General features: G+C 35.9%; 25 protein-coding genes and 1 riboswitch. Of the genes, 3 read left to right on the top strand and 22 right to left on the bottom strand.

Annotated elements, in window-relative coordinates:
* Nucleotides 1–154: 154 nt before the first annotated feature.
* The 3 genes from B8955_RS04110 (at nucleotide 155) to B8955_RS04100 (ending at nucleotide 2,079) form a co-directional block, all read left to right on the top strand.
* A complete protein-coding gene (locus B8955_RS04110) occupies nucleotides 155–808 on the top strand; it encodes a hypothetical protein (RefSeq protein WP_084098885.1) in 654 nt (217 codons plus the stop codon).
* A gap of 127 nt (nucleotides 809–935) precedes the next feature.
* The gene (locus tag B8955_RS04105) at nucleotides 936–1,157 is read left to right on the top strand and encodes a hypothetical protein (RefSeq protein ID WP_084098883.1); all 222 of its coding nucleotides are present in this window, start codon (nucleotides 936–938) and stop codon (nucleotides 1,155–1,157) included.
* Between the two features lie 115 nt (nucleotides 1,158–1,272).
* The gene (locus tag B8955_RS04100; protein ID WP_159444431.1) at nucleotides 1,273–2,079 is read left to right on the top strand and encodes a tyrosine-type recombinase/integrase; all 807 of its coding nucleotides are present in this window, start codon (nucleotides 1,273–1,275) and stop codon (nucleotides 2,077–2,079) included.
* A 95-nt stretch (nucleotides 2,080–2,174) separates the two neighbouring features.
* Here the strand turns inward: B8955_RS04100 and B8955_RS04095 are convergent, their stop codons facing one another.
* The 22 genes from B8955_RS04095 to mutL form a co-directional block, all read right to left on the bottom strand.
* Complete coding sequence (locus B8955_RS04095; protein WP_084098879.1) at nucleotides 2,175–2,450, bottom strand: HU family DNA-binding protein; 276 nt, start codon at nucleotides 2,448–2,450, stop codon at nucleotides 2,175–2,177.
* A gap of 143 nt (nucleotides 2,451–2,593) precedes the next feature.
* Nucleotides 2,594–3,907 carry a ribosome biogenesis GTPase Der gene (der, locus tag B8955_RS04090; RefSeq protein ID WP_084098877.1) on the bottom strand — a complete coding sequence of 438 codons (1,314 nt, stop codon included), beginning with the start codon at nucleotides 3,905–3,907 and terminating at the stop codon, nucleotides 2,594–2,596.
* A gap of 75 nt (nucleotides 3,908–3,982) precedes the next feature.
* Complete coding sequence (rpsA, locus tag B8955_RS04085; RefSeq protein ID WP_084098875.1) at nucleotides 3,983–5,284, bottom strand: 30S ribosomal protein S1; 1,302 nt, start codon at nucleotides 5,282–5,284, stop codon at nucleotides 3,983–3,985.
* A 105-nt stretch (nucleotides 5,285–5,389) separates the two neighbouring features.
* Nucleotides 5,390–6,067: a (d)CMP kinase gene (gene cmk / locus B8955_RS04080; protein ID WP_084098873.1), complete on the bottom strand. Its 678-nt coding sequence runs from the start codon at nucleotides 6,065–6,067 to the stop codon at nucleotides 5,390–5,392.
* A gap of 18 nt (nucleotides 6,068–6,085) precedes the next feature.
* Entirely contained in the window at nucleotides 6,086–6,841 is a 756-nt protein-coding gene (locus B8955_RS04075) for a LysM peptidoglycan-binding domain-containing protein (RefSeq protein ID WP_084098871.1), read from the bottom strand.
* A gap of 81 nt (nucleotides 6,842–6,922) precedes the next feature.
* On the bottom strand, nucleotides 6,923–8,383 hold the full coding sequence (locus B8955_RS04070) for a RecQ family ATP-dependent DNA helicase (protein WP_084098869.1): 1,461 nt from the start codon (nucleotides 8,381–8,383) through the stop codon (nucleotides 6,923–6,925).
* Nucleotides 8,376–9,380 carry a helix-turn-helix domain-containing protein gene (locus B8955_RS04065; RefSeq protein WP_234983522.1) on the bottom strand — a complete coding sequence of 335 codons (1,005 nt, stop codon included), beginning with the start codon at nucleotides 9,378–9,380 and terminating at the stop codon, nucleotides 8,376–8,378. The genes B8955_RS04070 and B8955_RS04065 overlap by 8 nt, the downstream gene beginning before the upstream one ends.
* A 30-nt stretch (nucleotides 9,381–9,410) precedes the next feature.
* Nucleotides 9,411–10,037 (bottom strand): ECF transporter S component, encoded by a 627-nt coding sequence (locus tag B8955_RS04060; RefSeq protein ID WP_084098867.1) that lies wholly within the window; start codon nucleotides 10,035–10,037, stop codon nucleotides 9,411–9,413.
* Nucleotides 10,038–10,134: 97 nt separating this feature from the next.
* Nucleotides 10,135–10,253, bottom strand: a riboswitch (FMN riboswitch).
* A gap of 46 nt (nucleotides 10,254–10,299) precedes the next feature.
* Nucleotides 10,300–11,022 carry a pseudouridine synthase gene (locus B8955_RS04055; protein WP_084098865.1) on the bottom strand — a complete coding sequence of 241 codons (723 nt, stop codon included), beginning with the start codon at nucleotides 11,020–11,022 and terminating at the stop codon, nucleotides 10,300–10,302.
* A 20-nt stretch (nucleotides 11,023–11,042) separates the two neighbouring features.
* A complete protein-coding gene (gene scpB, locus B8955_RS04050; RefSeq protein ID WP_084098863.1) occupies nucleotides 11,043–11,588 on the bottom strand; it encodes an SMC-Scp complex subunit ScpB in 546 nt (181 codons plus the stop codon).
* On the bottom strand, nucleotides 11,572–12,342 hold the full coding sequence (locus tag B8955_RS04045; protein ID WP_234983519.1) for a segregation/condensation protein A: 771 nt from the start codon (nucleotides 12,340–12,342) through the stop codon (nucleotides 11,572–11,574). Before B8955_RS04045 ends, scpB begins: the two co-directional genes overlap by 17 nt.
* Entirely contained in the window at nucleotides 12,335–12,742 is a 408-nt protein-coding gene (locus tag B8955_RS04040; RefSeq protein WP_084098861.1) for a reductase, read from the bottom strand. The genes B8955_RS04045 and B8955_RS04040 overlap by 8 nt, the downstream gene beginning before the upstream one ends.
* A 150-nt stretch (nucleotides 12,743–12,892) precedes the next feature.
* Nucleotides 12,893–14,176, bottom strand: coding sequence for a ClC family H(+)/Cl(-) exchange transporter (locus tag B8955_RS04035; RefSeq protein WP_084098859.1), 1,284 nt, complete (start codon nucleotides 14,174–14,176; stop codon nucleotides 12,893–12,895).
* Nucleotides 14,177–14,208: 32 nt separating this feature from the next.
* Entirely contained in the window at nucleotides 14,209–15,081 is an 873-nt protein-coding gene (locus B8955_RS04030) for a CvfB family protein (protein WP_084098856.1), read from the bottom strand.
* A gap of 73 nt (nucleotides 15,082–15,154) precedes the next feature.
* Nucleotides 15,155–16,918, bottom strand: a complete 1,764-nt coding sequence (pyk, locus tag B8955_RS04025; protein WP_084098853.1) for a pyruvate kinase — start codon at nucleotides 16,916–16,918, stop codon at nucleotides 15,155–15,157.
* A gap of 27 nt (nucleotides 16,919–16,945) precedes the next feature.
* Nucleotides 16,946–17,917, bottom strand: a complete 972-nt coding sequence (gene pfkA, locus B8955_RS04020) for a 6-phosphofructokinase (RefSeq protein WP_084098850.1) — start codon at nucleotides 17,915–17,917, stop codon at nucleotides 16,946–16,948.
* Between the two features lie 99 nt (nucleotides 17,918–18,016).
* Complete coding sequence (locus tag B8955_RS04015) at nucleotides 18,017–21,424, bottom strand: DNA polymerase III subunit alpha (protein ID WP_084098848.1); 3,408 nt, start codon at nucleotides 21,422–21,424, stop codon at nucleotides 18,017–18,019.
* Nucleotides 21,425–21,456: 32 nt separating this feature from the next.
* Complete coding sequence (queA, locus tag B8955_RS04010) at nucleotides 21,457–22,572, bottom strand: tRNA preQ1(34) S-adenosylmethionine ribosyltransferase-isomerase QueA (protein WP_084098845.1); 1,116 nt, start codon at nucleotides 22,570–22,572, stop codon at nucleotides 21,457–21,459.
* Between the two features lies 1 nt (nucleotide 22,573).
* Nucleotides 22,574–23,590, bottom strand: a complete 1,017-nt coding sequence (gene ruvB, locus B8955_RS04005) for a Holliday junction branch migration DNA helicase RuvB (RefSeq protein ID WP_084098843.1) — start codon at nucleotides 23,588–23,590, stop codon at nucleotides 22,574–22,576.
* A 14-nt stretch (nucleotides 23,591–23,604) separates the two neighbouring features.
* Nucleotides 23,605–24,213: a Holliday junction branch migration protein RuvA gene (ruvA, locus tag B8955_RS04000; RefSeq protein ID WP_084098841.1), complete on the bottom strand. Its 609-nt coding sequence runs from the start codon at nucleotides 24,211–24,213 to the stop codon at nucleotides 23,605–23,607.
* A gap of 16 nt (nucleotides 24,214–24,229) precedes the next feature.
* A complete protein-coding gene (gene msrB / locus B8955_RS03995; RefSeq protein ID WP_084098839.1) occupies nucleotides 24,230–24,667 on the bottom strand; it encodes a peptide-methionine (R)-S-oxide reductase MsrB in 438 nt (145 codons plus the stop codon).
* Nucleotides 24,668–24,736: 69 nt separating this feature from the next.
* Nucleotides 24,737–26,749, bottom strand: a complete 2,013-nt coding sequence (gene mutL, locus B8955_RS03990) for a DNA mismatch repair endonuclease MutL (protein WP_084098837.1) — start codon at nucleotides 26,747–26,749, stop codon at nucleotides 24,737–24,739.
* Nucleotide 26,750 lies beyond the last annotated feature (1 nt).

Below are 26,750 nucleotides of genomic sequence, written 5' to 3'. Positions count from 1 at the left end.
TGTAACATCGGTATGTAATACCTTTGAATAGTAGGAAATAAAAAAGCCCTACCAGTCGGTTGATTGGTAGGACGTTTATTGGTTAAATATATTATATCATATAGGAGGAGAATCATGAGTAATTTATTTGTAGTTTTATTGTTAGGAGCTATTGGTGGTATTTTCTATTTTAGAAAAAAAAGACAAGAAGAAACGTAATATTGCAATCGGTGTTGCCATTATCTCGTTCATACTTTTTGGCTTAACTTCACCAGAAGTTGAAGATGGATACGAAGCAAGTAAAGAATCGGAAACACAAGAAAATTCAACTAATGAACCTGTAGAAGAGAGTTCAACTAGTGAATCATCAGAAGAAAGTTCCAAACCAGTTGAAAGTGAAGAAAGTTCTAAAGAGAGCGAAAGTGAAAGTGAATCATCAGAAGAAGTTACTTACGATGATCCATTAGAACAATCAGCACACGATGTATTTGGTGAAGATTTACGTTCATTCAATGTTATTGAAGATAGTGGAATGAAAGATATCTATGTTGAGGCGAATATTTCAATGAATTTGACCGCAAACATGATGAAAGGTAGCTTTGAAATGGATGTTCTTGACTATGCTGAAAAAGTTAAAGCCGAAGGGTTTTCTAACATAATTTATATGGCTTACGCTGAAGCAACAGATTCTTATGGTAATGGCACAGAAGTGGCGGCGGGTACAATCACACTATCTAAAGAAACAATTGGCAAAATTAATTTTGAACAATTTTCAAGAGATAATTTACCGAAAATCGCTGATAACTACAATATGAATATCGGAGATTAAAATAAAAAAGCCCTACCCTTTGACTTTGGACGGTACAAGGGTAAGGCAATCTGAAGTTTTAACAAAAACGCACGGAGTGTGTGCTTTTTGTATACCTATATTTTAACATAAGAAAGGAAGATTTGGTATGTGGGTAGTCCCATTAGATAATGGAAAATTTAAGTTTACTGAACGGTACAAGGGTAACTTAACAGGTAAAACTAAATATGTAAGTGTTACCCTAACATCAAAATCGAAACAAGCTGAAAAGAAAGCAATCAGTATTTTAAATAATAAAATTGAAGAAAAAGAAAACAGAACTACCATAAAAGATTTGTGTTTCCACGATGTACTGAGACGAGTGGTTTAATGGTCATTCAAAAACAATTAGATCATCGTCTATCGTTTCCACAAAATCAATCATCAAAATTGTAAAGAACAAAGTGGACAAGGACGTGTTGATATCAAGAATGGATGTAAGATATATGCAAAACTTAATGAACGGGTTAGATTACTCAAATTCCTATCTGACACATATTAAGTCCATTTTTAATTCTGTGTTTGATTATGCGGAGAAAATAAATGCCATTGAAAACTCGCCAATGCCTAAAGTTAAAATAAATTATAAAGCGAAAAGTTTAGAAGATTATAAAAGTACAAGTGAGAAGTATTTAACAGTGGATGAAGCAGAGAATCTAATTTCTACATTAAAAGGTAGCGAGCGAGTGATCCATTGTGGTTATTTAGCGGAGTTCTTGTATTTAACGGGTGCCAGATATAATGAAGCAGCGATTTTAACAGAAGATGATTTTGATTTTGACAATAATACTGTTTACATAAGCGGTACATTAGACAGGACAAAGGGATATAAGAATGCTATTAAAGGTCCAACAAAAACTGCACAATCAACTAGAGTTGTCCAACTGACCACTAGGACTATGAACACTGTCAAAGAAGTAATAGAGTTTAATAGATTGATGAAGTTAGCAAGACCAGCTTATACAGATAATGGATTTCTTTTCACAACCAAGAATGGTATACCAATTGCTAACAATGCTTTTAATCTTACATGTAAACGGATAGCCAAAGAAATTGGTATTGATAAGACTATCTCATCACACATATTTAGACACACACATATATCTATCCTTGCAGAAAATCGCGAACCAATGAAAGCAATTATGCAACGAGTTGGTCACGCTGATGAACGGATTACCAATGAAATATATACCCACGTAACACAGAATATGAAAGAAACCATGCTACACAATTTAGAGAAACAAGGGTTTTAAAATGAAAATAATTGCTACTTTTCTGCTACTTTTATCCTTAAAAACAAAAAATAACCGCTGATATACCTTGATATATCAACGGTTATAGATTGTTTCTATTTAACTGCATCTTTTAATCCTTTACCAGGTTTAAATGCAGGAACTTTGCTTGCTGGAATTTCAATTTCTTCACCAGTTTGTGGGTTACGACCTTTACGAGCGGCACGTTCACGAACTTCGAAGTTACCAAAACCGATAATTTGAACTTTTTCACCTTCAGTTAAGTTTTCTTGAATTGATTCAAAGATTGCATCAACGATAGGAGCTACTGTTTTTTTAGACTCATCTACTTTACCAGCAACACTTTGTACTAAATCTGCTTTATTTGCCATTAATTTCACCTCCTTCGTTAAATCATTATTATGATTTAAGCATATAGGAGTATCTTCGTTATCTGAGATAATCCTTCTATAATATAACACAGGAACCTTGTGATAACAACGTTTTAATCCGAAAAAAACGCAATTTAAAAGCGCTATTTTCTCTCTCTTGAAATCATATGGATAGGTGTTCCAACAAAATCAAAAGCTTCTCGAATTTGGTTACTTAAAAATCGTTCATAACTAAAATGCATAAGCTCTTTGTCATTGATAAATGCAACAAATGTTGGAGGCATAGTCGATACTTGCGTTAAATAGTAGACTCTTAACTTCCGTCCTTTATCTGAAGGCGCAGGATTAATTAGTACTGCTTGATTTAAGACCTCATTCAATACAGATGATTGTACACGACGTTTATGGTTGTCACTAACTCGTTGAATTAAATCAGGCAACTGGTGAACTCTTTGCTTAGTCTTAGCAGAGACAAAAACAATCGGTGCATAATCAATAAATTGGAAATGATAACGAATATCTTTCTCAAACTCTTTCATCGTTTGATTATCTTTTTTTAAGGCATCCCACTTATTGACAACAATAATGATGGCTTTCCCCTCTTCATGAGCATAGCCAGCAATTGTTTTGTCTTGTTCTTGAATACCCTCTTCCGCATTAATCACAATCAATGCAACTTGTGATCTTTCAATCGCACGCATTGCACGCATAACAGCATATTTTTCCGTTTTTTCATAAACTTTTCCTTTTTTACGAATCCCTGCTGTATCAATAATACGGAATGGCTGTTCATCAATAACAAATTCAGTATCAATAGCATCACGAGTAGTTCCCGCAACTTGGCTAACAATAACGCGTTCTTCACCTAAAATCGTATTAACCAAAGAAGATTTTCCTACATTCGGACGACCAATGAGAGAAAACGTAATCGTTTCATCATCATCTGCCATATCTGGTTCTCTAGGCACTAATTGGAAAACATGCTCTAGCACGTCTCCAATCCCCAACCCATGCGCTCCAGATAATGGATAAGGATCTCCAAGTCCTAAACGATAAAAATCATAAATTTCAGCTCGTTGTTCAGGATTATCTGCTTTATTAACCGCCAAAATAACTGGTTTTTTAGTTTTTCTTAGCATTTTAACAATCATTTCGTCTGTTTTAGTAATACCATCTCTAACATCCGTTAGCATAATAATGACATCAGCTTCATCCATCGCAATTTCGGCTTGCATATGAATTTGCGTCATAAAATCAGCTTGATTAAATTCCAAGCCCCCTGTATCTATGACATTTAACGTTCGGCCTAACCATTCACCTCTAGCATATATACGGTCACGAGTCACTCCAGGGATATCTTCGACAATGCTAATTCGATCTCCAACTATTCGATTAAAAATAGTAGATTTTCCTACATTTGGTCGACCGACAATAGCAATAGTAATTGCTTGACTCATACTTAGCCTCCTTCCATAAATAAAAAGGTAGGCCAGGTTTCCCTTAGCCTACCCAAAAATGTTTAAGCATTTAAATTATTCATCATCAAATGAAAAACCTTTTAATTGGTCTCCTAAGATATCAGACATTGTGAAGCCTGAGTCATCATCAGAAGTATTGTTATTTTGACGATTTTGAGGACGTGCTTTCTTTTGTCCTGCCTTAGGAGAACGTTTTTTAGTTTCTTTACGGAAACCATCATTTGATTCTTCTTGACGAGCAGGTGCTTCTTCTAAAGCTTTAATACTTAATGATAAACGTTGTTCTTCAGGATCTACATCAAGTACTTTAACTTTAACGTCTTGTCCTTCTTCTAATTTATCTGAAGGTGTTGCCACATGTTCATGTGCAATTTGAGAAATGTGAACTAAACCTTCAACACCTGGGAATACTTCTACAAAGGCACCAAAGTCTACTAAACGGCGAACAACACCATCTAATTCTGCTCCTTTAGGTGCTTTTTCTTCAATGTTATCCCATGGACCTTCTTGAAGATCTTTAATTGATAATGAAATACGTCCATGTTCTTCATCAACAGAAAGAACTTTAACTTTTACATCTTCACCTTCAGTTAATTCATCTGATGGATGTTTAACATGGTGATGAGCAATTTGAGAAATGTGAACTAATCCGTCAATTCCACCTAAATCGATGAAAGCACCAAAGTTTGCTAAACGAGCAACTTTACCTTCAACAACTTGTCCTTCTTCAAAAGAAGCTAATTTTTCAGCGCGTTCTTTTTGACGTTGTTCAGCTGCAATTTCTTTATGAGATAAGATTAGACGGTTTTCATTAGGATCAATTTCAATGATTTTAACTTCTAATTCTTTACCTTGGTATGGAGAGAAGTCGTCAACGAAATGATTTTCTACCATTGATGCTGGGATGAATCCACGAACGCCTGCATCAACAACTAAACCACCTTTAACAACACGTGTTACAGGTACAGTAATTGTTTCATTGTTGTCAGCTTTTTCTTCTAATTCAGCCCAAACTTTTTTCGCTTCAACACGACGTTTTGATAGTAAGAATGAACCATTTTCTTTTTCTTTAATTTGTTTAATAACAACTAACTCAACAACATCACCGACATTTAATACATCAGTAATTTCATCAAAAGGAGTGGCTGAAATTTCGTTGTAAGGAATAACTCCTTCAACACCAGCGCCTTCAATACCAACGATTACTTGTTTGTCATCGTCAATAGTTAAGACTTCACCTTTAACAGTGTCTCCAATTTTTACTTCCATTGATTCAGCAAATAAGTCTTCCATTGATGGAATTTCTTCGTTTGCTTCCACTTCGTTGTTTGCTTGTTGTTCTAATTCGTTTGACATAACCAATATCCTCTCCTAATAAGTACTACCTCATTCGCTATGTAATCTAGCCAATGATACAATCTCCATGTTATCATGAATAATCCATGAACTCAAGGTTTATTTTTAGAGTTTTTCAATCTCTTCAATGATACGATTCTCAACTGCATTTAAATCCATATCTGATGAATCAATAACAATCGCATCACTTGCTTGCTTCAATGGACTTTGTTCTCGCTGCATATCATAATTATCGCGCGCTTTAATGTCTTTTTCTAAGGTTGCTAACGATTCGGTAGAGTACCCTTTTTCGTTATTTTCAGCATAGCGGCGTCTGGCTCTCGCTTGAGGTGTTGCCGTTAAATAGATTTTTAAATCTGCATCAGGTAAAACAACTGTACCAATATCGCGACCATCCATCACGATGCCTGTTGTTTGTTTGGCAATTAATCGTTGTTTATCAACCATAATGTCACGAACTGTTTTAATCGCTGAATAAGCAGAAACAGCTCGTGTTATTTCATCTCGGCGAATAGCATTGGTGACATTTTCATTGTCTACAAAAACTTGTTGTTTCGAATCATCCGCTTCAAAATGAATTTTAAGCGCAGAGGCAAGTTCTGTAACAGCTTTTTCGTTGTTGGCATCAATTTCTTCTTTTAATGCTGCCCATGTTAATGCACGATACATCGCTCCAGTATCTAAATACACAATTGCCAAGCGTTCGGCTAAACGTTTGGCAATTGTGCTTTTCCCTGAAGCAGAAGGACCATCGATAGCGATTTGTAAGTCTTCTGATTTAATCTCAATCCGCTCCTTTTATTAATTCACTTTTAATGTTGTACCTGGGCCGATATTAGCTCCAGCTGAAAGACCGTTAAGTTCTAATAATTCGTCAAGTGACATTCCATGATTGACAGCAATCCGGTATAAATTATCTCCAGCTTGAACGGTATATGAATTACCACCACTCGCTTCATCATTAGCTGATTGTTCGGCTGCTTGTGACTCTTGATTAGCTTGTTCTTGCGCACGAGATTGAGATTCGGCTAAAGAGGATTGTTCAGCCTGACGTTGTGCCTCTGCTTGTTCTTGAGCATTTGATTGTTCTTCTTGTGCGATGCTAGCATTTTCTTCAGCTAAACGTTTAGATTCTGCCTCAGAAGATTGACGTGATTCTTCTTCCGCTTTTTTAGACGATTCTGCTTTTTTAGATGATTCAATCGATTCTTGTTTTTTCTTGCTTGATTCATCGGCACTGCTATTTTTTGTTTTAGACACCATGACTTGTTCAGCGTTTTCTTTTTCGGGTAATTTTTGCTGATTAGAATAATATCCAAAAACAATAATCGGAATTAAAACAATCACAATACCTAAGAATAGTAAGGCTTTTTGTAAGGATGTGACTGATTTTTTGTTTGAATTTTTATTGCGAGCTGAACGTGAGTACTTACGATTTTTTAAATTTTCATATTCATCAAAAGGTTGCTGTTCTTCAGATGTTGAAGTTGTATTATTTTCGTGTTTTGGTGTATTTTTAGCCTTTTTATTTTTTTTGAAACGATTCTTGAAATCCATAATAATCCCCTCTCTTAATTTCTCTCAAATTGTACCATTAATCAAATGCAAAGTCAGTAAATCCAGTTGATTAAACACTGATTATCCTAAAAGCTGATCTAATCGTTCACGCCAAGTTTGGCGTTGCCATTTTGGCGCTCGCTTACTGCGCTTTTTATATAACTGGAACCAATCACTATCTAAAAAGGTTGAATCACAATTTGAACAACACCGTGTTTGTTCACTTGATGGCGTATTATCTTGCGAATATAAAAGTTGCTTTCTTAAACACTGTTTAGTTGATAGTAATTGTTGAACTTGACTTATCTTTTCTTGTTGAGATTGGTAGTAAGATTCTAAATGTTTCTCTGCTTGAGAAAATTGGTTAAAATGTTGCGTGTAAAATCGTAAGACAGCTTGATGATATTCTGATAGCTGATTTTTAATTGGATTAAAACGTTCAGGATGGTTATAGCTTGTCTGTAATAATTGCTTCATTTCCTGGTAACTATCTTTATTACGTACTTTTAAGGTGGATAATCTACCTATTTCATTAGGTGTCACCAACCATAATGCTAATGACTGCTTGCCATCACGACCACAACGACCATCTTCTTGAATTAATTCTTCTACTGAGGTTGGTAAGTGGTAATGAATGACAAAGCGAATATTTTTTTGGTTAATTCCCATTCCAAAAGCAGAAGTCGCCAGTATAATATCTAGCAATCCCGTACGAAATTGTTGTTGAATAATATAGCGATCATGGTCAGATCGATCAGCATGGTAACTTTCAATTTGCCAATCAGTCACTTCTATTAATGTTTGTTTTAACGCTTCTAACTCTTCTTTATTATGAACATAAATAATTCCAGGTTTTGGTAGTTGATTAATCCATTCAATTAATACCGGTAATCGTTGTTCTTCAGAAGTTTCTACTTTGGCATAAAAAATATTGTCACGATTAATATCTTCCTGAATAATTGACACTTTTTCATCTGTCTGAAATAAAAAGCGTTGAATATCATAACGAACATTCTGATTGGCAGTAGCTGATAGCGCGAGAGTTAGCGGATTATTTAATCGTCTTCTCAATTTTCCCAATTCACTATACTCTGGTCTGAAATCAATCCCCCATTGGGAAATACAATGTGCTTCATCAATAACCAATAAATTAATCTGTAATTTTTTTATTGCTTGAAAAACTTCTGGTTGTTGAAACATTTCAGGTGATAAAAAAACGAATTGATAGCGTGAGAGATGGTGAATAATCCATGCTTTTTCTTGTGAACTCTGTTGACTATTAAGAGCAATCGCCCGATTAATTCCTAAACATTGAAGTTGTGCAACTTGATCTTGCATTAAAGCAATCAGTGGCGAAATGATAATCGTCACACCTTCTGACTCATACTGATAGAGCTGATAAACTAACGATTTTCCCCCACCAGTTGGAAGAATTGCTATAACATTCAGGTCTTCTGATAAATTATTCAATGTTTCCAATTGCCCTGGCTTAAATTCTGAATATCCCGTTAATTTACGCAATTGATGATACCAATTAGCCATCGAACCATTCACCTCCTAAAGGTAAACTTCCGTCACTTAGATAGTATTTGACTAGACGCATCATCCAATATGGCAATTTCTCCCCATAACAATGGCGAAATTCTTCGAATGTTTTTGGCAAATCAGTAGCATGCCAATCTTTAAACGATTGCTTAAACATTTGCTCCCATTTTTTTATAAAGGGGTTAGGAAAATATAGCATAATTTCCATCAAATGATCATTGATTGTACTTGGTTTCAACCGTCTTTGATGGGAAATTTCTTCTATCGTTAATCCTTTTTGCCAAAACTGATAAGTAATTTCAACCGATTGGTTCCAGGGATGCTGATTCGCTAATACAAATCGAAAAAAGTGTCCTAAAAAACTATCTGTATGTAAAAAATGAACAAATATCTTACTAAAATAAGCAGTTATTAATAAAGACATTTCCGTTACTTTATACGGTGTTTCATTAGCCATTTGACTCATTGTGTAAGCTGGAACTTGATAGCCAACTAATAGTTCGAGATACCACTCGGTGATTTTCTCAGGCTGTTCAGCAAAAAAGGTTAACAATTCATCGTGGACAACTTGGGCCATTTCACCCTTATTGTTCCATTTTGTTTTCCTTAAGCTAAAATAAAAATGTTTAACGAGTTGTTGCGCTTGAAAAGAAGTCGTTACTGGCTGATAGTTTGTTACTTTCATCCGCCCATAACTTAATGTTTGTAGTAATAATAGAAAGGCGTTTTGATAATTAGCTAGTATATAATGAGGCACTGTTCCTAAACGATAAGTAAAAATACCATAGTATTCTTCATCTAAAATAGGTTGCTCAGTCCATTGACTCCTCTGTAACCATATTTTTTTATCTAATTTAGGTGCCACTCCTAACCAAGCATCAACCTGATTTTCGACAGCAAAAAAAAGTGTGGTGGCAGTCCGCCTGCCAACCAACACTTGATATAAACTATTCTTAGATAAATTAGGGTGTCTGTCATTAAGTAACTGTATCACGCGTTCCAATTATGATGCTCCTCTAAACGATTAAGAATGTTCAGATTTAGGATAAGCAAATCCAAATTTTTGAATTAAAGTTGGTAAAACTTTTACCACTACAATATGCGCCATAATAGAAACCAATAGCCCTTTTAGTAAGTTGAAAGGAATAATTCCAAATAAGATGTAAGTTCTTATATTATCAATTGGAAAATTCATCACATACATATAAAAAGGTGTAATAATATAATAGTTAAGCACCGTCATCACAATAGTTAATGATAAAGTGGCTAACGCATAACTGCCTATTGCTCGCCAATTAAAGTTTTTTTTCGTTTGGTGAGCATATCCTAATAATTGACTCGTAATCGGTTTTTTTAAAATATAGTAAATCGGTAATGTATATGCTAAGGTTGCTAAAAAACTAGTGAAATCCCCAATTGGAATTCCCATTTCTCCCCCAGTAAAGACATAATGTAAAAACTTCGCAATAAACGCAGATAGTGTCGCACCAATCGGTCCCTCAACAAAGGCAACCAATAAAATGGGAATATCACTAAAGTCTATCTTTAAATACGGCAAAGCTGGCATGACTGGGAATGAAAAATACATTAGTAAATAAGCTAACGCTCCCATAATGGCACTGAGTAGTAGGCTTTGAATCTTACGGTTCATAATATCTCCTTCTACTTCAAGAGGCATTACTGAAGATAGAAAAAAACTCTTTCTATCTTCAGATAAAAAGAGTATGAATGCAGACTAAATAAACTGTACTCATCTTCTTTCATCCTGACTATACAGTCGGTTTTAGAATTTCACTAAATCAATCGTTTGCACGAGTCGCGGACTATCACCGCCGATCGGGAATTTCACCCTGCCCTGAAGATTTTTTTATTTTATTACGTTTATTATAATCCTTTATATTTAATTGTCAAGATTATGCTTTATTAGCTAAATCTTTTAAGCGATGAACTTCTTTTTTCAGTAATGGACGGCTTTCACCTGGCTGTAAATTACCAAGATCCAAGAATCCATAGCGTTCTCGTTTTAATTTATCCACTGGACAATTTATAGCCTCTAGCATTTTCCGTACTTGTCGATTACGACCCTCATGAATCGTTAACTCTACGATAGCTTTTTGCTTATCTTTATCGATTTCTTTAATTCTTGCGTTGGCACGTGCCGTTTTTTTACCATCAATAACAATACCATTCGCTAATTTATTCATGTCTGACTTACTTGGAATCCCATTCACCTTAGCACTATAAGTTTTATTTAGTTCATAACGTGGATGCATCAGTGAATTCGCAAATTCACCATCATTAGTTAATAATAGTAAGCCACTTGTATTATAGTCAAGTCGTCCAATCGGATAAATACGTTGTTCTACTTCTGGAAAATAATCTGTTACCACTTTTCGTCCTCTATCATCAGATACTGCTGTAATAACACCTGTTGGTTTATAAAATAAATAATAAACTGGTTCTTCTTTATAGATAGGGACTTTATCTACTTCTACATGATCATTCGTACTGACTTTTGTTCCCAATTCTGTCACAATTTCTCCATTAACTGCAACACGTCCATCAACAATCATTTTTTCAGCATCTCGTCTTGAGGCCACACCGGCGTGTGCAATGACTTTTTGTAAACGATCCATCTTACTCTCTCCTTATTATTCTATTCAAATAACTGATCTTCATCGTTAGTTTTTTGTAATAACGTACTTAAATCTGGCATCTCTTCCAATGAGTTTAATCCAAAATATTGATAAAAATAATCTGTTACCCCATATAAATTTGGTCGCCCAGGAGATTCTTGTTTGCCAACAATTTTAATCAAGTCACGTTGTTCTAATTTTTGAATCATTCCATTTGAATTAACTCCGCGAATATCATCTATCGTTAAACGCGTCACTGGTTGTTGATAAGCGATAATTGCTAATGTTTCTAAGGAAGCTTGAGTTAATTTTTGAGCGAAGGGAGACTGAGCATACTGTTTAATAATTTCAGCAAACTGGGGTTTCGTCACTAACTGATAATGATGATTAATCGTTACTAATTGTAAACCCGACGATTGATCATTTTCATAACGTTTTTTTAATCTTAATAATTGATAATCAAGCGTTTCACGATCAATTTCTAATAACGTCGCCAATTCATCACTTGTTAACCCATTTTCTCCACTAACAAATAATAAACTTTCAATTTTAGGAAGCTGGTCCATCCCATTCCTCATTTCTCACTAATATAATATCTTCACCTAACTGGCTTTGTTGCATCCAAATTTGTTGTCCTTTCACTAGTTCTAATAACGCTAAAAATAACGTCACCACTCGTGAGCGCGTTAATGGATGTTGCGATAGGATTTCTGAAAAAGCTATTTTTTTATATGTTGACTGTTTCATCCGTTCAATAATATCAGTCATCCCTTCATCCACCGAATAAGGATCAGTTTTCACAGTGGTAGTCACTGGCTGATTAGCTTTTAGCCGCTCGACCATTTTTATAATAGCAGATTGTAAATCATTAGTCGTGACTTCATTTTCTGCTAATGGCACTTTGGACTGATACCCTGTCAGATTAGAAGGCGCTTTGGGATACTCCAATTGACGATGCTGTTGCTTTTCATCCAAGACTTGACCAATTTCTTGATACTGCTTGTAAGCTAACAATTGTTCAACTAATTGCTCACGTGGGTCATCTTCTTCCTCTTGCTCAACAGCTGGTTTAGGTAATAAGTACTTTGTTTTAATCTCTATTAAGGTAGCAGCCATAACTAAGTAATCACTAGCAATGTCTAATTTCATATCCTTCATTTGTCGAAAATAATCCATATATTGTTGGGTTACTAGTACGATAGGAATATCAAAAATATCGATTTTTAAAGTTTTAATGAGATGCAAAAGTAAATCTAGCGGCCCTTCGAAAGCCGCTAGATCAATTGTTAATTGTTTTTGTTCCATTTCGCTCTTATTCAAAGTCAATATCCCTCAAAGCTTCCATCTCTTGAGTATCTAACCGTTTTTTCTTGGCCCACTTATTTAACAAAGGCGCCATATCTAACGATCCAGTAATTGTATAAGTTGGAAACTCTTCTCGTAAAGCTGTTAAAATTTCATATGATAACCCTTCGTTTCTAAACGAAGGATTTAAAGAGATATACCGTGTCACCAATGTATCATCTTGTTCATTTAAGTCAAAACCAATAAGTCCGACCACATTGGCAGTCTCTTCGTCTTTCCATAAATAAACCGTTCGTTTTCGATCATTAATTCGAGCCATTTCAGCATTTAAATCTTCAAAGGCTTTATAATCTTCGATATAGGATAATAATCCCATAACGACTTTTTCATAATTGCTCGTAAATGGTATTAACACTTCCAAGCCTCCTCTAGTCGTTATTCATTATTGCTAGCCTAGCACAAAAGTGGTCAGATAGCAATTTTCAATATATTAAATTACAATATCATTCATTAGTAACGGATGAAATAAAAAAGGACCATCCAATGAAGGATCATCCTTAATCCACTAGTCTGTTACATCCGTCTGCGGTTGTTTCGCTAGTAATTTATCATAAAGCATTTCGTATACAGGTTCAACCCTTAATACCTCACTAACAATATAAGAAGTAATTGCGGCAATAGCTAATGGCATTAGCGAACTAGGGTTACTAGTCATCTCACTAATTAATAAAATACTTAGGAAAGGTGCTCTAACAACTGCACAAAGGACAGAAACCATACCTAAAATAAGAAAATTAACCATAGCTAAGTCTGGTGTTAAAATTTGCAACGCAATATGATGAATTAGAACACCGGTTGCTGCTCCAATAACTAATACCGGAAGAAAAATACCTCCCTGTGCTCCAGTACTAAATGACATCGTCGTAAATAATAGTTTTCCAACCAGTATCACTAAAATAATTTTAAAACTTTGTGGATTTAAAACTAATGATTCGATTAAATCATGTCCACCACCTTGAATTTCAGGTAGATAGCTAGTTAACAATAATGACACACAAAATACGGCAAAAAATAGCCACGTTTTATAACGATCAAAACGTTTAAACAACCGTTGATTGTAATCCAAAGTAACGTTAAATAGGCAGCCAACTAGCCCACCTACAATTCCTACTAGAATAATCCAATAGTAATGATTTAAGGAAATGGACATTTCAACAGCAAATGAAAAAGTTGGTGCCACCCCTAAAATATAATACGACAGCATATTCGCAATGATACTAGAAATAAAAGCTGGTACTAAAATAAAAGGGGAGAAAGAATGATACATTTCTTCAACTGAAAATAATGTTCCAGCAATTGGTGCATTAAAAGCTGCGGATAATCCAGCACTAGCTCCTGCTGTCATCATCAATTTCTTTTCATCGTCTGACATTTTGAAGAAACGAGACAGCCATTTAGCTAAAGTCCCCCCTATTTGAATTGAAGGGCCTTCACGACCTAAACTTAATCCAAAGAAATTATTAATTGCTCCACCAACAATCTTACTTGTCACTGTTGGCCAAGGATTAGCTTTCACTTTATCGGTTAATTCTGCTTTTATTTGAGGAATCCCTGAACCTCCAGATAATGGCGCCCATTTTAATAACCGATTCACAATAATGGCGCCCACGAACATCACGATTAAAGCAATGATTAAATGTTTCCATGATGAAACCGTCAAGAAAGCCTGACTAGCTTGAGCAATACGACTTAATAACCAGCGATAAAAAACTGCCCCCAAACCACTGATTAAACCAACTAAAACAGCATATAAAATCATCTTTAGATGAAAATATTGATTTCTTTTCACTTTTTACCCCCCAAAAATATAAATTAATTCTCTCAGTGACTCTCTTCTTTCAAGCGTATTCCATCAGTTTCTTGGATTACTTTGCGATGTTTTAGTAAGTTTCCTAAAGCGCGTTTAAATTGGGCTTTGGAAATATTAAAGTACTCTCTAATCGCTTGTGGATCACTTTTATCATGATAAGGTAAGAAATGATCAGGCTGACGTGTTAATAAAGCTAATATCATCTGCGCATCTTCACTAATCATTTCATACGCTAAAGGTTTTAATGATAGGTTTAGCGTATGAAATTGCCCAATACCAATAATGCGTCCATTAACTTTTTGGCCTAATCGAGGTTCTTCTTCTCGCTCACTTTCATGAATAAAAGCTAAATGGTAATCACTTGTTAAAACATATGAACCAACCAATTTAGCATGATAGACAATACCTTCTACTTCTTGATTCCGCCATTGTTTTTCTTTGCCTTTTGGAGGGATAGCAATTTGTCTGAAAATATCATCGTTAGCAGGTTCCGCCCAAATACGATCTTTTTTATCAACGGTTAGAGCGACCAATAATTGATCACCTACTTTTGGCCATAATCGTGTTTCACTCGGTAAAAAGTCTAATGAAACCACAATTTCTTTATCAGGTAATCCAATATCAACAAAGACACCTAAATCTTTGCGCACTTTAGTGACACTTGCAAAATCGTACCGTCCTTGTTGAATCGTTGGAATCGATTCTGTCAACATGGCTTCCCCTTTATGATTGACATAAGCGAATCCTTGCACCATTTCTCCAATTTGATGATTTTGAGTGGTTTTCATCAAGCGATAGGTGATGCCATCAATCTGCGCAAAATAATTATTTTCATTTTCATCAATAATCAAAGCAGATATAATCGTTCCTAAACGTTCATTCACAGTATCCCCTCTTTCATTAAAAGAAAAGGCTGGGAGACTCTCCCAGCCTTTTTTATTTCGTAAGAATTTAAGCTTAGATAGTTGTTGTAGCTCCATCGTACACGATACCGCGACGAGTGTCTACCGTAATTAATTGACCATCTTCAATAATTTTAGTTGCGTCTTTTGCACCAACAATAACAGGTGTTTGGCTATCTACTGCAACAACTGCTGCATGACTAGTTAAGCCACCTTCTTCAACAATAACTGCTTGAGCGCGTTTAATCGCTTCGTTATAGTCTTTATCTGTTGATTTAAGAACTAAGACAGATTGGTCAAGAACATCACGTTCTGCTTCTGCGGCATCTTCAGCAATTACAGCATGTCCGATAACGCTTTTTTGACCGATACCTTGACCTTCAACTAATTTTTTACCAATTAATTGAATTTTCATCAAGTTTGTCGTACCACGTTCACCAACAGGAACACCTGCAGAAATTAAAATTAAGTCACCATCATCAGCGTAACCTGACTCTTTAGCAATATATGCTGCTTGTGTCATCATTTCATCTGTTGATTCTGGTTTTTCCATAACAAATGGTTCAACACCCCAAGCTAAAACTAATTTATTTGCTTGGCTTTCAGAGAAGGTTGCTGCGATAATTGTTGAGTTTGGACGGTATTTAGAAATCATTTTAGCCGTATGGCCTGATTCAGTAGCAGCCACGATTGTTTTAATTTTTAAATTGTGAGCAGTGTGTGCAACTGATTGGCTAATGGCTTCTGCCATATCATGTTTGCTATTACGTTTTAATACATAGCTGTCATGGTCGGCTAATTCAGCTTCTGTACTTAAAGCAATACGATTCATTGTTTGAACTGCTTGAATTGGGTAGTCACCTGCTGCAGTTTCCCCTGATAACATGATAGCATCTGTTCCATCGTAAATAGCATTCGCAACGTCAGAAGCTTCGGCACGTGTTGGACGAGGATTACGTTGCATAGAGTCTAACATTTGAGTTGCTGTTACGACTGGTTTACCTAGTTGATTACATTTACGAATCATTTCTTTTTGTACACTAGGAACTGCTTCAGTTGGAATTTCTACTCCTAAGTCTCCACGAGCAATCATTAATCCATCAGATACTGATAAAATATCATCTAAATTATCAACACCTTCTTGGTTTTCAATTTTTGGAATGATTTGAACAGTTTCATTACCAGTATCTTCTAAAATTTCACGAATTTCTAAAACGTCAGCTGGTTTACGAACAAATGAAGCCGCAATATAGTCAATATCATTTTCTAAACCAAAGCGAATATCGTTGGCATCTTTTTCTGTAATACCAGGTAATTGAACAGAAACGCCAGGAACGTTAACACCTTTTTTATCTTTAATTGTTCCGCTGTTTTCAACAACTGTTACGATTTCGTTAACATCATTGTCGATTTCTGTTACACGTAATTCAACTAATCCATCGTCAATTAAAATACGAGAACCAACATTTACGTCGTTAATTAGTTCATCATAAGTAACAGAGATTTTTGATGCATCTCCAGCAACTTCATCCATTGCTACGCGAACTTCAGTTCCTTTTTCTAAGAATACTGGTTCGTGATTTTTCATATCATGGGTACGAATTTCTGGACCTTTAGTATCTAGTAATAGTCCGATACGTTTGCCAACTTTTTTAGCAGCTTCACGAATATTTTTGATTCGTGCAAGATGTTCTTCATGATCACCATGAGAGAAATTTAAACGGGCAATATTCATGCCTGATTCCATTAATTGCATTAATGTTTCTACAGATTCAGAAGCTGGGCCAATTGTACAAATAATTTTAGTTCTTTTTTGCATGATATAATCTCCTTCATTATGCCGAAACTAATAAGAAATTTCATTATTTACATCGTAAAGTGCCATATATGGATTAGTTGTTCTTTGTTTACCAGATAACACTTTACTAATGTCATTATAAACAATATCTTTACCTTGAATACCGATACATACACCTGATTTACCTTTATTTAGTAATTCAACTGCAGTATATCCAAACATACTTGCTAAGACACGGTCTCTAGCAGTTGGTGCACCACCACGTTGAACGTGACCTAAAACGGTAACTCGAGCATGGTAATCACCACGTTCATTCAATGCTTTTTCAAAATCTGCACCGCGCATAACACCTTCAGCTAAAATAATAATCGTATGTTTTTTACCACGTTCACGTCCACGGTCAACTTGGGCAACAATTTCATCCATATTAAATTCTGCTTCTGGAATGATGATTTGTTCAGCACCTGATCCTAATCCAGACCATAAAGCAATGTCACCTGCATCACGTCCCATTACTTCAACAATAAATGTCCGCATATGGCTTGTTGCAGTATCACGTAATTTATCGATAGCTTCTAATGCTGTGTTGCAAGCTGTATCAAAACCGATAGTGAAGTCTGTACCTGCAATATCATTATCGATTGTTCCTGGAATACCAACAGTTGGGAAACCAGCCTCGGATAAAGCTTTAGCTCCTTGATAAGATCCATCTCCACCGATAACAATCAAGGAATCAATGCCAAATTTTTTAAGTTGTTCAATCCCTTTTTGTTGGCCTTCTTTATTTTTAAATTCAGGATAACGTGCTGTATAAAGCATCGTACCACCTTTACTTAAAGTATCACTAACATCATTAACAGAAAGTTTGCGAATGTCGCCTTCTGCTAATCCTCGATATCCGTAACGAATACCATAAGCTTCGTTACCATCGAAAATAATTTTTCGAACAACTGCTCGAATCGCAGCGTTCATTCCAGGGGCATCTCCACCACTTGTTAAAATACCGATACGTTTGACCATATCATCTTTCACCTCATATTTGTTTATCATTTCACTATAAGTTTAACAAAAATTTAAGAGGATGTCTTTTATTTTTATCAATTTTATTCAAGTAAACGTTTACTCTAGCTTAATATTAGCTTGTCCATACAAGTTAGCAAGTTCTGATAACATCTCTGCGTTTAATTGCACATTAAATTTATCCGCTAACCAATATTTTTCTTTTTCTTGTTCTAAGGTAAAATGTAAGCGAACTTTTCCTGGATTTTTCTTAATTATGTGAACTAATTCACTTTTACTTTTTGATGCTGTTTCCCGATCAGTTACTTTTATCTTCAACGCTGTACGGAAAGGTGAATGGCTTATTTTTTGTAATAAATGAGAGTATAGTTCTTTATTTAATAACTGAGTTTTTTGAACAATCATTTGTAATTGTCCATTTCGCATCTCTACTCGCCCATAACAGCACAATTGAGCTTGCATATGAACACGGCTCGCCTCATCAATATATGTTTGTGGAAATAGTGTTAAAGAAATAGCACCCGTTTCGTCCTCAAGGGTCGCAAATGCCATAGGATCTCCTTTTTTGGTGCGGATACGTTTAAAATCGACAATTTCACCAATTATCCAAGCTTTATCCCCTGATTTTAACCGTTCAATAGGTGTTAATAGGCCTTTACGGAAGAAAATAGTATAACGCTCATAGATATTCACAGAAAATGCTTGGCCTAAAGTTTCAATTTCTCCAGTCATTAATTCACGATCACTATATTCACGACATGGGGAAATTTGAGGCATAAATAATTCATCGTTTTCCAATTCTGCATCAAACGATAATTGAGTTTGTTGCGTATTGTTTTGTCCAAACAATTGAACATGAGCCAATAATTTAGGAATTGCCTCTTCAATAATCGTGCGTCGATTAAATGCCATGCCATCAAAAGCACCGGATTTAGCCAAACGAATTAAGTGTTCTTCTTTAATCACTGTTTTAGGAAGACGATTAACAAATTGGAACAAATCCTTATATTTCCCATTCATTTGTCTCCCTTGAACAATTTCTTTTGCAACTTGTTTTGGCAATCCTTTAATATTTTGCAAGCCTAATTGCAGCGTTTGCTCATTCACAACTTGTAAATTCACATAGCTCTGATTAATATCGGGAATATTAATCAGCACGTCTTTTTGTTTCGCTTCGGCCAATAATTGTGAGCCTTTCTTATCAAAGGTATTAACGACTTCTAAGTTACCATAGTAAAAAGCAGTTGGATAATGTACTTTAAGCCACGCTAGCTGATAAGCTAAATATGAATAGGCATAAGCGTGTGATTTATTAAATCCATAATTTGCGAAAGCTTCAATGTAATTATAAATAGTGACAGCCGTATCCTCTGTATATCCTTTACTCTTCGCACCTTCAATAAACTGACCTTTCATTTCTGACATAATGGCTAGTTTTTTCTTACTCATTGCTCGCCGCAATAAATCTGCTTGTCCCAAAGTAAAGCCAGCTATTTTTTGTGTCACTTGCATTACTTGTTCCTGATAAACCATAATGCCATACGTAGGCGCTAAAATCGGTTCTAAATCAGGATGAGGATAGGTTATCGGTTCTTGACCATGTTTTCGTTTCACAAAATGGTCAATCTGTTGCATAGGACCTGGACGATACAAAGCATTGACTGCTGCAATATCATCCATACTTGTTGGCTGAACACGTCTTAGCACTTGACGAATTCCTTCTGATTCAAATTGAAACACTCCAAATGTTTCTGCACGACGAAATAACGCGTAAACTTGATCATCATTCTGATCAAATGCTTTAGGATTAAGCGATTTACCAGCTAGTCGACTAGCAGATTGTGTCGCTTTTTGCAAAATGGTTAAGTTAATTAAACTTAAAAAGTCCATTTTAAGCAGTCCCAAAGACTCGACATCATTCATTGTAAATTGTGAGTTCCAAATGCCATGATTTCCTTGTTGTAACGGAAGATGATCACGTAAAGGTGATTTAGAAATAATCACTCCTGCCGCATGAGTTGAAACATGTCTTGGTAATCCTTCAATACGTTTAGCCAGCTTAAACCAAAGTTCTCCTTGGGTTTCCTGGTGAATCAAAGTTCTCAATCTGTCAGATGCTTTAAAAACTGATTCTAGCGAATTATTTCCCGTTTTAGGAATTGTATTCGCCCATTGAGATAATGTTTCTTGGCTTTTTCCTAGTGCGGAACCAACGTCACGAATTGCTTTTCTGGCAGCAAAAGTCCCAAAAGTAGCAATTTGGGCAACATGATCCTGACCATATTTATGATAAACATAATTTAAAATATCTTGTCTTCGATTATCGGGAAAATCTAAATCAATATCAGGCATATTTTGTCGTTCTGGATTTAAAAAACGTTCAAATAGTAAATCATTTTTAATGGGATCGACTCCAGTAATTCCTAAAGAAAAGGCAACTAAGGAGCCAGCAGCTGACCCACGTCCAGCTCCTAACATGATATGCTGTTTTCTAGCGTACGCTAAAACATCCCATACAATGAGGAAATAATCATCATACCCCATCTCATGTATTACTTGAAGTTCATACGTTAATCGCTGGGTATATTCAGTTGTCGGTTGTTTAATTTGAGAAGATAATCCACTAAATGCTAAATTTTTTAAATACTCACCGGCACTATTCACATCATCGGGCAAAGGAAATTCGGGCAGTAATGTCTCTTGCTTTGGCATTTCCAAATCCATCATTTGCACGACTTTTTCCAGTTGTTCAAGTGCCTCTTCTTGATGAAGTTGAGTATATTTCCGTTTGACTTCGTCTGGCGACTCTAAATACTGGACGCCTTTTTGCGATAATACTGTTTCGAAGTCATCAACTGTCTCATTACGATTGATAGCCTTTAAGATGATTTCTGCTAACATGTCGTCAGGATATAAATAAGAAATTTCTGGTGTTGCAATTAATGGCACTTGTAATTTTTTAGATAAATTATTAATTGCCTCCAAGTGATAATAGGCTCGGCTCTGTGCATTTAATCCTATATATAAATGATCTTGTGGTAAATGACTACGATAATGGTGAACGATTTGTGCTGCCTGCTCGAAATCATTAGTTTTTATTCCAGCCATATGAGGCCCATTATTAGCCTCAAAAATAACAATAAGATTTTCACCATTTGTAAAAAGTATGCTTTCAATATCTGTGACTTTAACATGACTTTCACATTGTAAATAAGTACTTATTTGCATTAATGATTGGTATCCCGCATAATTTTTCGCATAAATTATTAATTTATGATTATTGAGTAAGGAGTCATAGACTGAAAAATCAATGGTCAAGCCAATAAGCGGTTTTATTTGTTTACGGACACATTCACGATAAAAAGCCAATGCCCCATATAATACATTGACATCGGCTAATCCTAAGGCTTGATAATGGAGTTCTTCTCCACGAGTAATATATTCAGAAATTGACAAAGGGCTCTGCAACAGAGAATAAGCACTAATTACTTGTAACGGTGCAATCATCGAATTTCCCCCTCTAATAAGCGAAACGATTATTATTTAGCAAGTAACGATTGATTCCGTTGTTTAGCCGCAGCGATGTCATCATCCGTCAATTCTGGATCTAAAAATTGAGGGCCTTTTAAAAACATCGCATCACCAAAGCTAAAGAAACGATAACGTTCGTCTACTGCATGAGAATATGCATTGAGCACGTGTTGGCGTCCAGCAAATGCACTGACTAGCATAATCAACGTTGATTTTGGTAAATGGAAATTAGTGATGAAAGCATCCACTACTTTAAATTCATAACCTGGGGCAATAAAAATATCCGTCCATCCAGAATCAGGTTTGATTTCACCGTTAAACTTAGTCCCTATCGTTTCTAACGTCCGAATAGACGTTGTTCCAACTGCAATCACACGATGATGATTAGCCTTTGCTTCGTTAATCATTTGGGCGGCTTGCTCATCAAAACGATAAAATTCAGCATGCATATGATGATCATCGATAGCTTCCGCCGTTACTGGCCGGAATGTTCCGAGTCCCACATGTAACGTCAAGTAGGCAATTTTTACCCCTTTAGCTTTTAGTTCTTCTAAAAACTCAGTTGTAAAATGTAACCCAGCAGTTGGAGCCGCAGCTGACCCATTTTCTTTGGCATAAACCGTTTGATACCGGTCAGGATTATCTAATTTTTCTTTAATATAAGGAGGGAGAGGCATTTCACCTAAACTTTCCAAAATTTCTAGAAAAATGCCATCGTAAGAAAATTCAACAATACGTCCGCCATGCTCCAGTTCTTTAGTCACCGTAGCTTTTAAATCCCCATTACCAAATGTTACCGTTGACCCTACTTTTGCTCGACGGGCTGGTTTCATCAACACTTCCCATTTATCGCCTTCGATATTATTTAATAATAGAACTTCTTGGTGACCGCCTGTTTCCTCTTTCACACCATATAAACGCGCTGGCAAAACACGCGTGTTATTTAATACTAAAACATCACCCGCTTCTAACTGGTCAGCTAAGTCAGGAAAATGTCCATCTTGATAGTCACCTGTCTGCGCGTCTAACGTTAATAATTTACTTCCTAAACGATTGGGTATTGGTGTCTGAGCAATTAATTCTTCCGGTAATTCAAAGTCAAAATCATTCGTTGTTAATCCCACGTTAACGATCCTCCTGTTTTGTCAATCCTAAGTGTTTAAATCCTTTGTCCGTTACGATTCGTCCTCTAGGTGTTCGCTGTAAAAAACCTTGTTGAATTAAATAAGGTTCATACATATCTTCAATTGTCGTAGTATCCTCAGACAGATTAGCTGCGATAGTTGATAACCCTACCGGACCACCGTTATAAAATTGAATCATAAGCTGTAAAATTTTCCGATCGATACTATCAAGACCACATTCATCAACATTCAAAACATTTAGAGCTTCTTGTGTAATAGATAAGTCAATACAATCGTCTTGTCGATAGACTTGGGCAAAATCCCTTACTCTTCTAAACAAACGGTTCGCAATTCTTGGTGTTCCTCGAGAGCGACGTCCGATCTCTAGACTCGCATCATCTAATATTTGAGAATGAAAAACATGGCTAGTTCGTTGAACCACTTGTTGTAATTCTTCTTGGTTGTAGTAGCGCATATGTGAAACAATCCCGAAGCGATGACGGAGAGGTGCTGATAATGCACCTGGTCGTGTTGTGGCTCCAATAAGCGTAAAAGGAGGTAACGGAAAATGGACAGGATGAGCCCCTTCATCTTGACCAATAATAATGTCCACCTGAAAGTCCTCCATAGCACTATATAACATCTCTTCCACTTGTCTTGGTAAGCGATGAATTTCATCAATAAATAAAATATCTCCTGGTTCTAATTCATTTAATAGAACTAATAAATCGCCTGTCTTCTCAATAGCTGGTCCACTCGTTGTTTGTATATTAACGTGCATTTCATTCGCAATAACTGTACTTAATGTGGTTTTCCCTAATCCAGGTGGTCCGTATATAAGCACATGATCGAGCGACTCATCACGTGCTAAGGCGGCCGAAATATACACTTGTAGTTCCGTTTTTAGTTCCGCCTGGCCGATATAATCTGCAAACGTTTGGGGACGAATAGAGGCTTCCATGGCGATCTCTTCCGGTTGTTTTTCTGGAGAATTTTCATGGAAAATGCTGTCATCCATATTAATCGTCCTTTCTATCCCTTAGTGATAAACCGTAACGCTACTCTTATCGCATCAGCAGTCGTTTCCACTCCAGTGAAATCCGATTGTTTGACTGCCCGCTTTATTTCCCTCGCAGAATATCCTAAACTAGCTAATGCTTCTTCTAATTCCGTAATATAATTAGGCTGATTATCACTCATTCTACGATTATCACTTGGTTTTTCTTGGCCCACATCTTCGTAAGAGACAATCTTATCCTGCAAATCTAAAATAATACGTTGTGCCGTTTTTTTCCCGACACCAGGAAATTTCGTTAAAAATGTCAAATTTTCATTTTGAATCGCCTGAACTAAACCATTATTATCTTCTAAACTAAGTATAGAGAGAGCTGATTTAGGTCCAATGCCATTCACTGAAATTAATTGCATAAATAAATATTTTTCAGCTTTTGATATAAATCCATATAATCGTAAATCATTTTCAGATACCGATTGATAAATCCAAACTTTACATTCCTGACCAACTTGCGCTTGAAAACGATAAGGATTGGCCATATAAATGAAATAGCCAATCCCATACGTTTCAACCACAATGCCATCTGGTGCTACATGGTCAAGTTTTCCAATGATATATTCAAACATTCCTTTTGTCACTCACCTATTTGACTAATTTTTTTAAATCGCCATACCCTTCAGCATCCATATCTTCCAAAGGTACAAATCGTAAGGATGCAGAATTAATACAATAACGTAATCCGCCTAATTCTTTAGGCCCATCATTAAAGACATGACCTAGGTGAGAATTAGCCCCTTCACTACGGACTTCTGTTCTTACCATTCCATGTGTTGTATCGGTTAGCTCTTTAATCTCACTTTCCGTAATGGGTTTTGAAAAACTAGGCCAGCCACAGCCAGCATCATATTTATCTGTTGACGCAAATAATGGTTTCCCATCAACAATATCAACATAAATTCCTTTTTCATAAAAATCATCATATTGACCTGAAAATGGCCGTTCTGTCGCTGCATTTTGTGTCACATCATATTGGATATCATCTAATTCTTTTAAACGATTTTCTTTTTCGTGAGTATTCATTATTATCCCTCCAAAGAGTTAGTATCTTCATTTTAGCATACTCTAATCCATTGCCCCGAATGATTGCTCCTAATCTTTAGGACTTTGATGAGGGTCTTGGATTCTTTTAAAAAGTCGTTCAATTTCATAATTCGAAAAGTGAATTAACACAGGACGTCCATGAGGGCAATTATAAGGGTTTGTAGTATGCGCTAAATCATTTAATAATTGATTCGCTTCACTTGCGTCTAAATGGTGATTGGCTTTTATCGATCGTTTACAACTCATCATAATAGCTGTTGCCTCCCGATAATCTTTAACAGTTGCATCCGGATCATCTAAGGCTAATTGAATCAATTCTTCCACAATATGTTCTATATTTTTATTTCCCATCCAAAGGGGATGTTTTTGCAAAGCATAACTATTATTACCAAAAGGTTCTAAAATAATTCCCATATCTACTAAACGAGGAAGCATTTGGTCAATCTTTTGTTTTTCAGCTTGCGTAAATTCTAACACGTAAGGAATTAATAAATTTTGTAAATCTTGTCCTTGCAGAGCAATAGCTTCCCGATAGTATTCATATTTTATTCGCTCTTGAGCAGCATGTTGATCAACAAGATACATCCCCGTTTCATCATAACAAGCTAAATATGTCCCTTGAATTTGACCTGCATATACTAAATCAGGGAATTGATTATTAAACGATTGCTCATCTGTCTGTTGAACCAATTTTACCGTTCGCCAAACAGAGCTTTGATGATTGGTTGGCACTGACTCTAATTCTTCCGTGTTGAGATAAGTACCCTGATCACTTGAAGCGTCTTTAATTTCTTGTTTTTCATGAGCATAAGGCTTCAAATACTCCGGCATAAAATGGTCTTCATTCACCACATTATCTGACTCGTTACTCTGTTCTTGAGCATAATTTGTAGTCGGAGGTTGTGTCGAGTCATCTAATATTTTTTCTTTTGCTGGCAACTCACTTGTAGACACAGATTGAGAGTTAAAATCTAATCGACTTTGAACCCCACGATCTTTTTCAGTACTCACTTGTTGGTGTCCTAACGCCTTATTATCTATCGTTACATTTGGCGTTTCCTGTCCCGTCGACGGAATGCGTTGAACAGGGGTGATGGCTTGATCGACACTTTGTTGAATCAGATGATACAAGTCATCCTCACTACTAATACGTACCTCTTGTTTTGTTGGATGAACATTTACATCGACTAATTGAGGATCTAGTGTGATATAGATAGCCGCAATTGGATAACGACCAATCATTAATTTTGATCCGTATCCTTTCAGTATTGCTTGATTTAGCACATAATTTTTAATGTAACGTCCATTCACAAATAAGGACAAATAATTTTTACTGGCTCGAGTTAATGAAGGATTTGAAACAAAACCTGTCACTTCAAAATTTAAACTTTCACCTTTAATCGGTAACAGCTGTTTGGCTTGATGATAACCATAAATAGCAGACAAAACTTCCTCGACTCGACCTTTACCATTAGTTTCCAACAGCGATTTCCCATCATGCTCATAAATAAAACGAATATCAGGATGACTTAATGCTTCGCGATTAATGATATCTGTAATATGAGACAATTCTGTTTGTAAAGACTTCACATATTTTAATCGTGCTGGTGTATTGAAAAATAAATTTTCTACACGAATCGTCGTTCCTTGTCTTAAATGCGATGATTGTTGGTCGACAATTTCACCAGCATTAAGGGTTAATTCCGTTCCTTCATGACCATCACTCGTTTCTAAATGAATTTCAGAGACTGACGCAATACTAGGTAAAGCTTCCCCACGGAATCCTAAAGTTCGAATACGAAACAAATCATGATGGCTATGAATTTTACTCGTTGCATGCCGTTTAAATGCGAGCTGTGCATCACTAGTCGACATTCCTTGCCCATTATCAGTTATTTGTATTGCTCTTAAACCAGCTTCTTCAACAGATACAATAATCTCACTAGCATTCGCATCAATAGCATTTTCTACTAATTCTTTAACCACTGACGCTGGACGTTCGACTACCTCTCCAGCTGCAATTTGATTGGCAACCTGAGTGGGTAATTCTTGAATCGCCATA

Source organism: Aerococcus suis (assembly GCF_900176325.1).
GTDB lineage: Bacteria > Bacillota > Bacilli > Lactobacillales > Aerococcaceae > Aerococcus > Aerococcus suis.
This window is presented reverse-complemented; position numbering and strand designations above follow the sequence as displayed.

Excerpts from the sequence above, each read along its gene's own strand:
- B8955_RS04060 (WP_084098867.1), bottom strand. The coding sequence starts at position 10,037 with ATGAACCGTAAGATTCAAAGCCTACTACTCAGTGCCATTATGGGAGCG.
- B8955_RS04075 (WP_084098871.1), bottom strand. The coding sequence starts at position 6,841 with ATGGATTTCAAGAATCGTTTCAAAAAAAATAAAAAGGCTAAAAATACA.
- B8955_RS04015 (WP_084098848.1), bottom strand. The coding sequence starts at position 21,424 with ATGATTGCACCGTTACAAGTAATTAGTGCTTATTCTCTGTTGCAGAGC.
- ruvB (WP_084098843.1), bottom strand. The coding sequence starts at position 23,590 with ATGGATGACAGCATTTTCCATGAAAATTCTCCAGAAAAACAACCGGAA.
- B8955_RS04095 (WP_084098879.1), bottom strand. The coding sequence starts at position 2,450 with ATGGCAAATAAAGCAGATTTAGTACAAAGTGTTGCTGGTAAAGTAGAT.
- B8955_RS04100 (WP_159444431.1), top strand. The coding sequence starts at position 1,273 with ATGCAAAACTTAATGAACGGGTTAGATTACTCAAATTCCTATCTGACA.
- B8955_RS04105 (WP_084098883.1), top strand. The coding sequence starts at position 936 with ATGTGGGTAGTCCCATTAGATAATGGAAAATTTAAGTTTACTGAACGG.
- ruvA (WP_084098841.1), bottom strand. The coding sequence starts at position 24,213 with ATGTTTGAATATATCATTGGAAAACTTGACCATGTAGCACCAGATGGC.
- pyk (WP_084098853.1), bottom strand. The coding sequence starts at position 16,918 with ATGCAAAAAAGAACTAAAATTATTTGTACAATTGGCCCAGCTTCTGAA.
- B8955_RS04070 (WP_084098869.1), bottom strand. The coding sequence starts at position 8,383 with ATGGCTAATTGGTATCATCAATTGCGTAAATTAACGGGATATTCAGAA.
- scpB (WP_084098863.1), bottom strand. The coding sequence starts at position 11,588 with ATGGACCAGCTTCCTAAAATTGAAAGTTTATTATTTGTTAGTGGAGAA.
- B8955_RS04055 (WP_084098865.1), bottom strand. The coding sequence starts at position 11,022 with ATGGATCGTTTACAAAAAGTCATTGCACACGCCGGTGTGGCCTCAAGA.
- msrB (WP_084098839.1), bottom strand. The coding sequence starts at position 24,667 with ATGAATACTCACGAAAAAGAAAATCGTTTAAAAGAATTAGATGATATC.
- pfkA (WP_084098850.1), bottom strand. The coding sequence starts at position 17,917 with ATGGTCAAACGTATCGGTATTTTAACAAGTGGTGGAGATGCCCCTGGA.
- rpsA (WP_084098875.1), bottom strand. The coding sequence starts at position 5,284 with ATGTCAAACGAATTAGAACAACAAGCAAACAACGAAGTGGAAGCAAAC.
- der (WP_084098877.1), bottom strand. The coding sequence starts at position 3,907 with ATGAGTCAAGCAATTACTATTGCTATTGTCGGTCGACCAAATGTAGGA.
- mutL (WP_084098837.1), bottom strand. The coding sequence starts at position 26,749 with ATGGCGATTCAAGAATTACCCACTCAGGTTGCCAATCAAATTGCAGCT.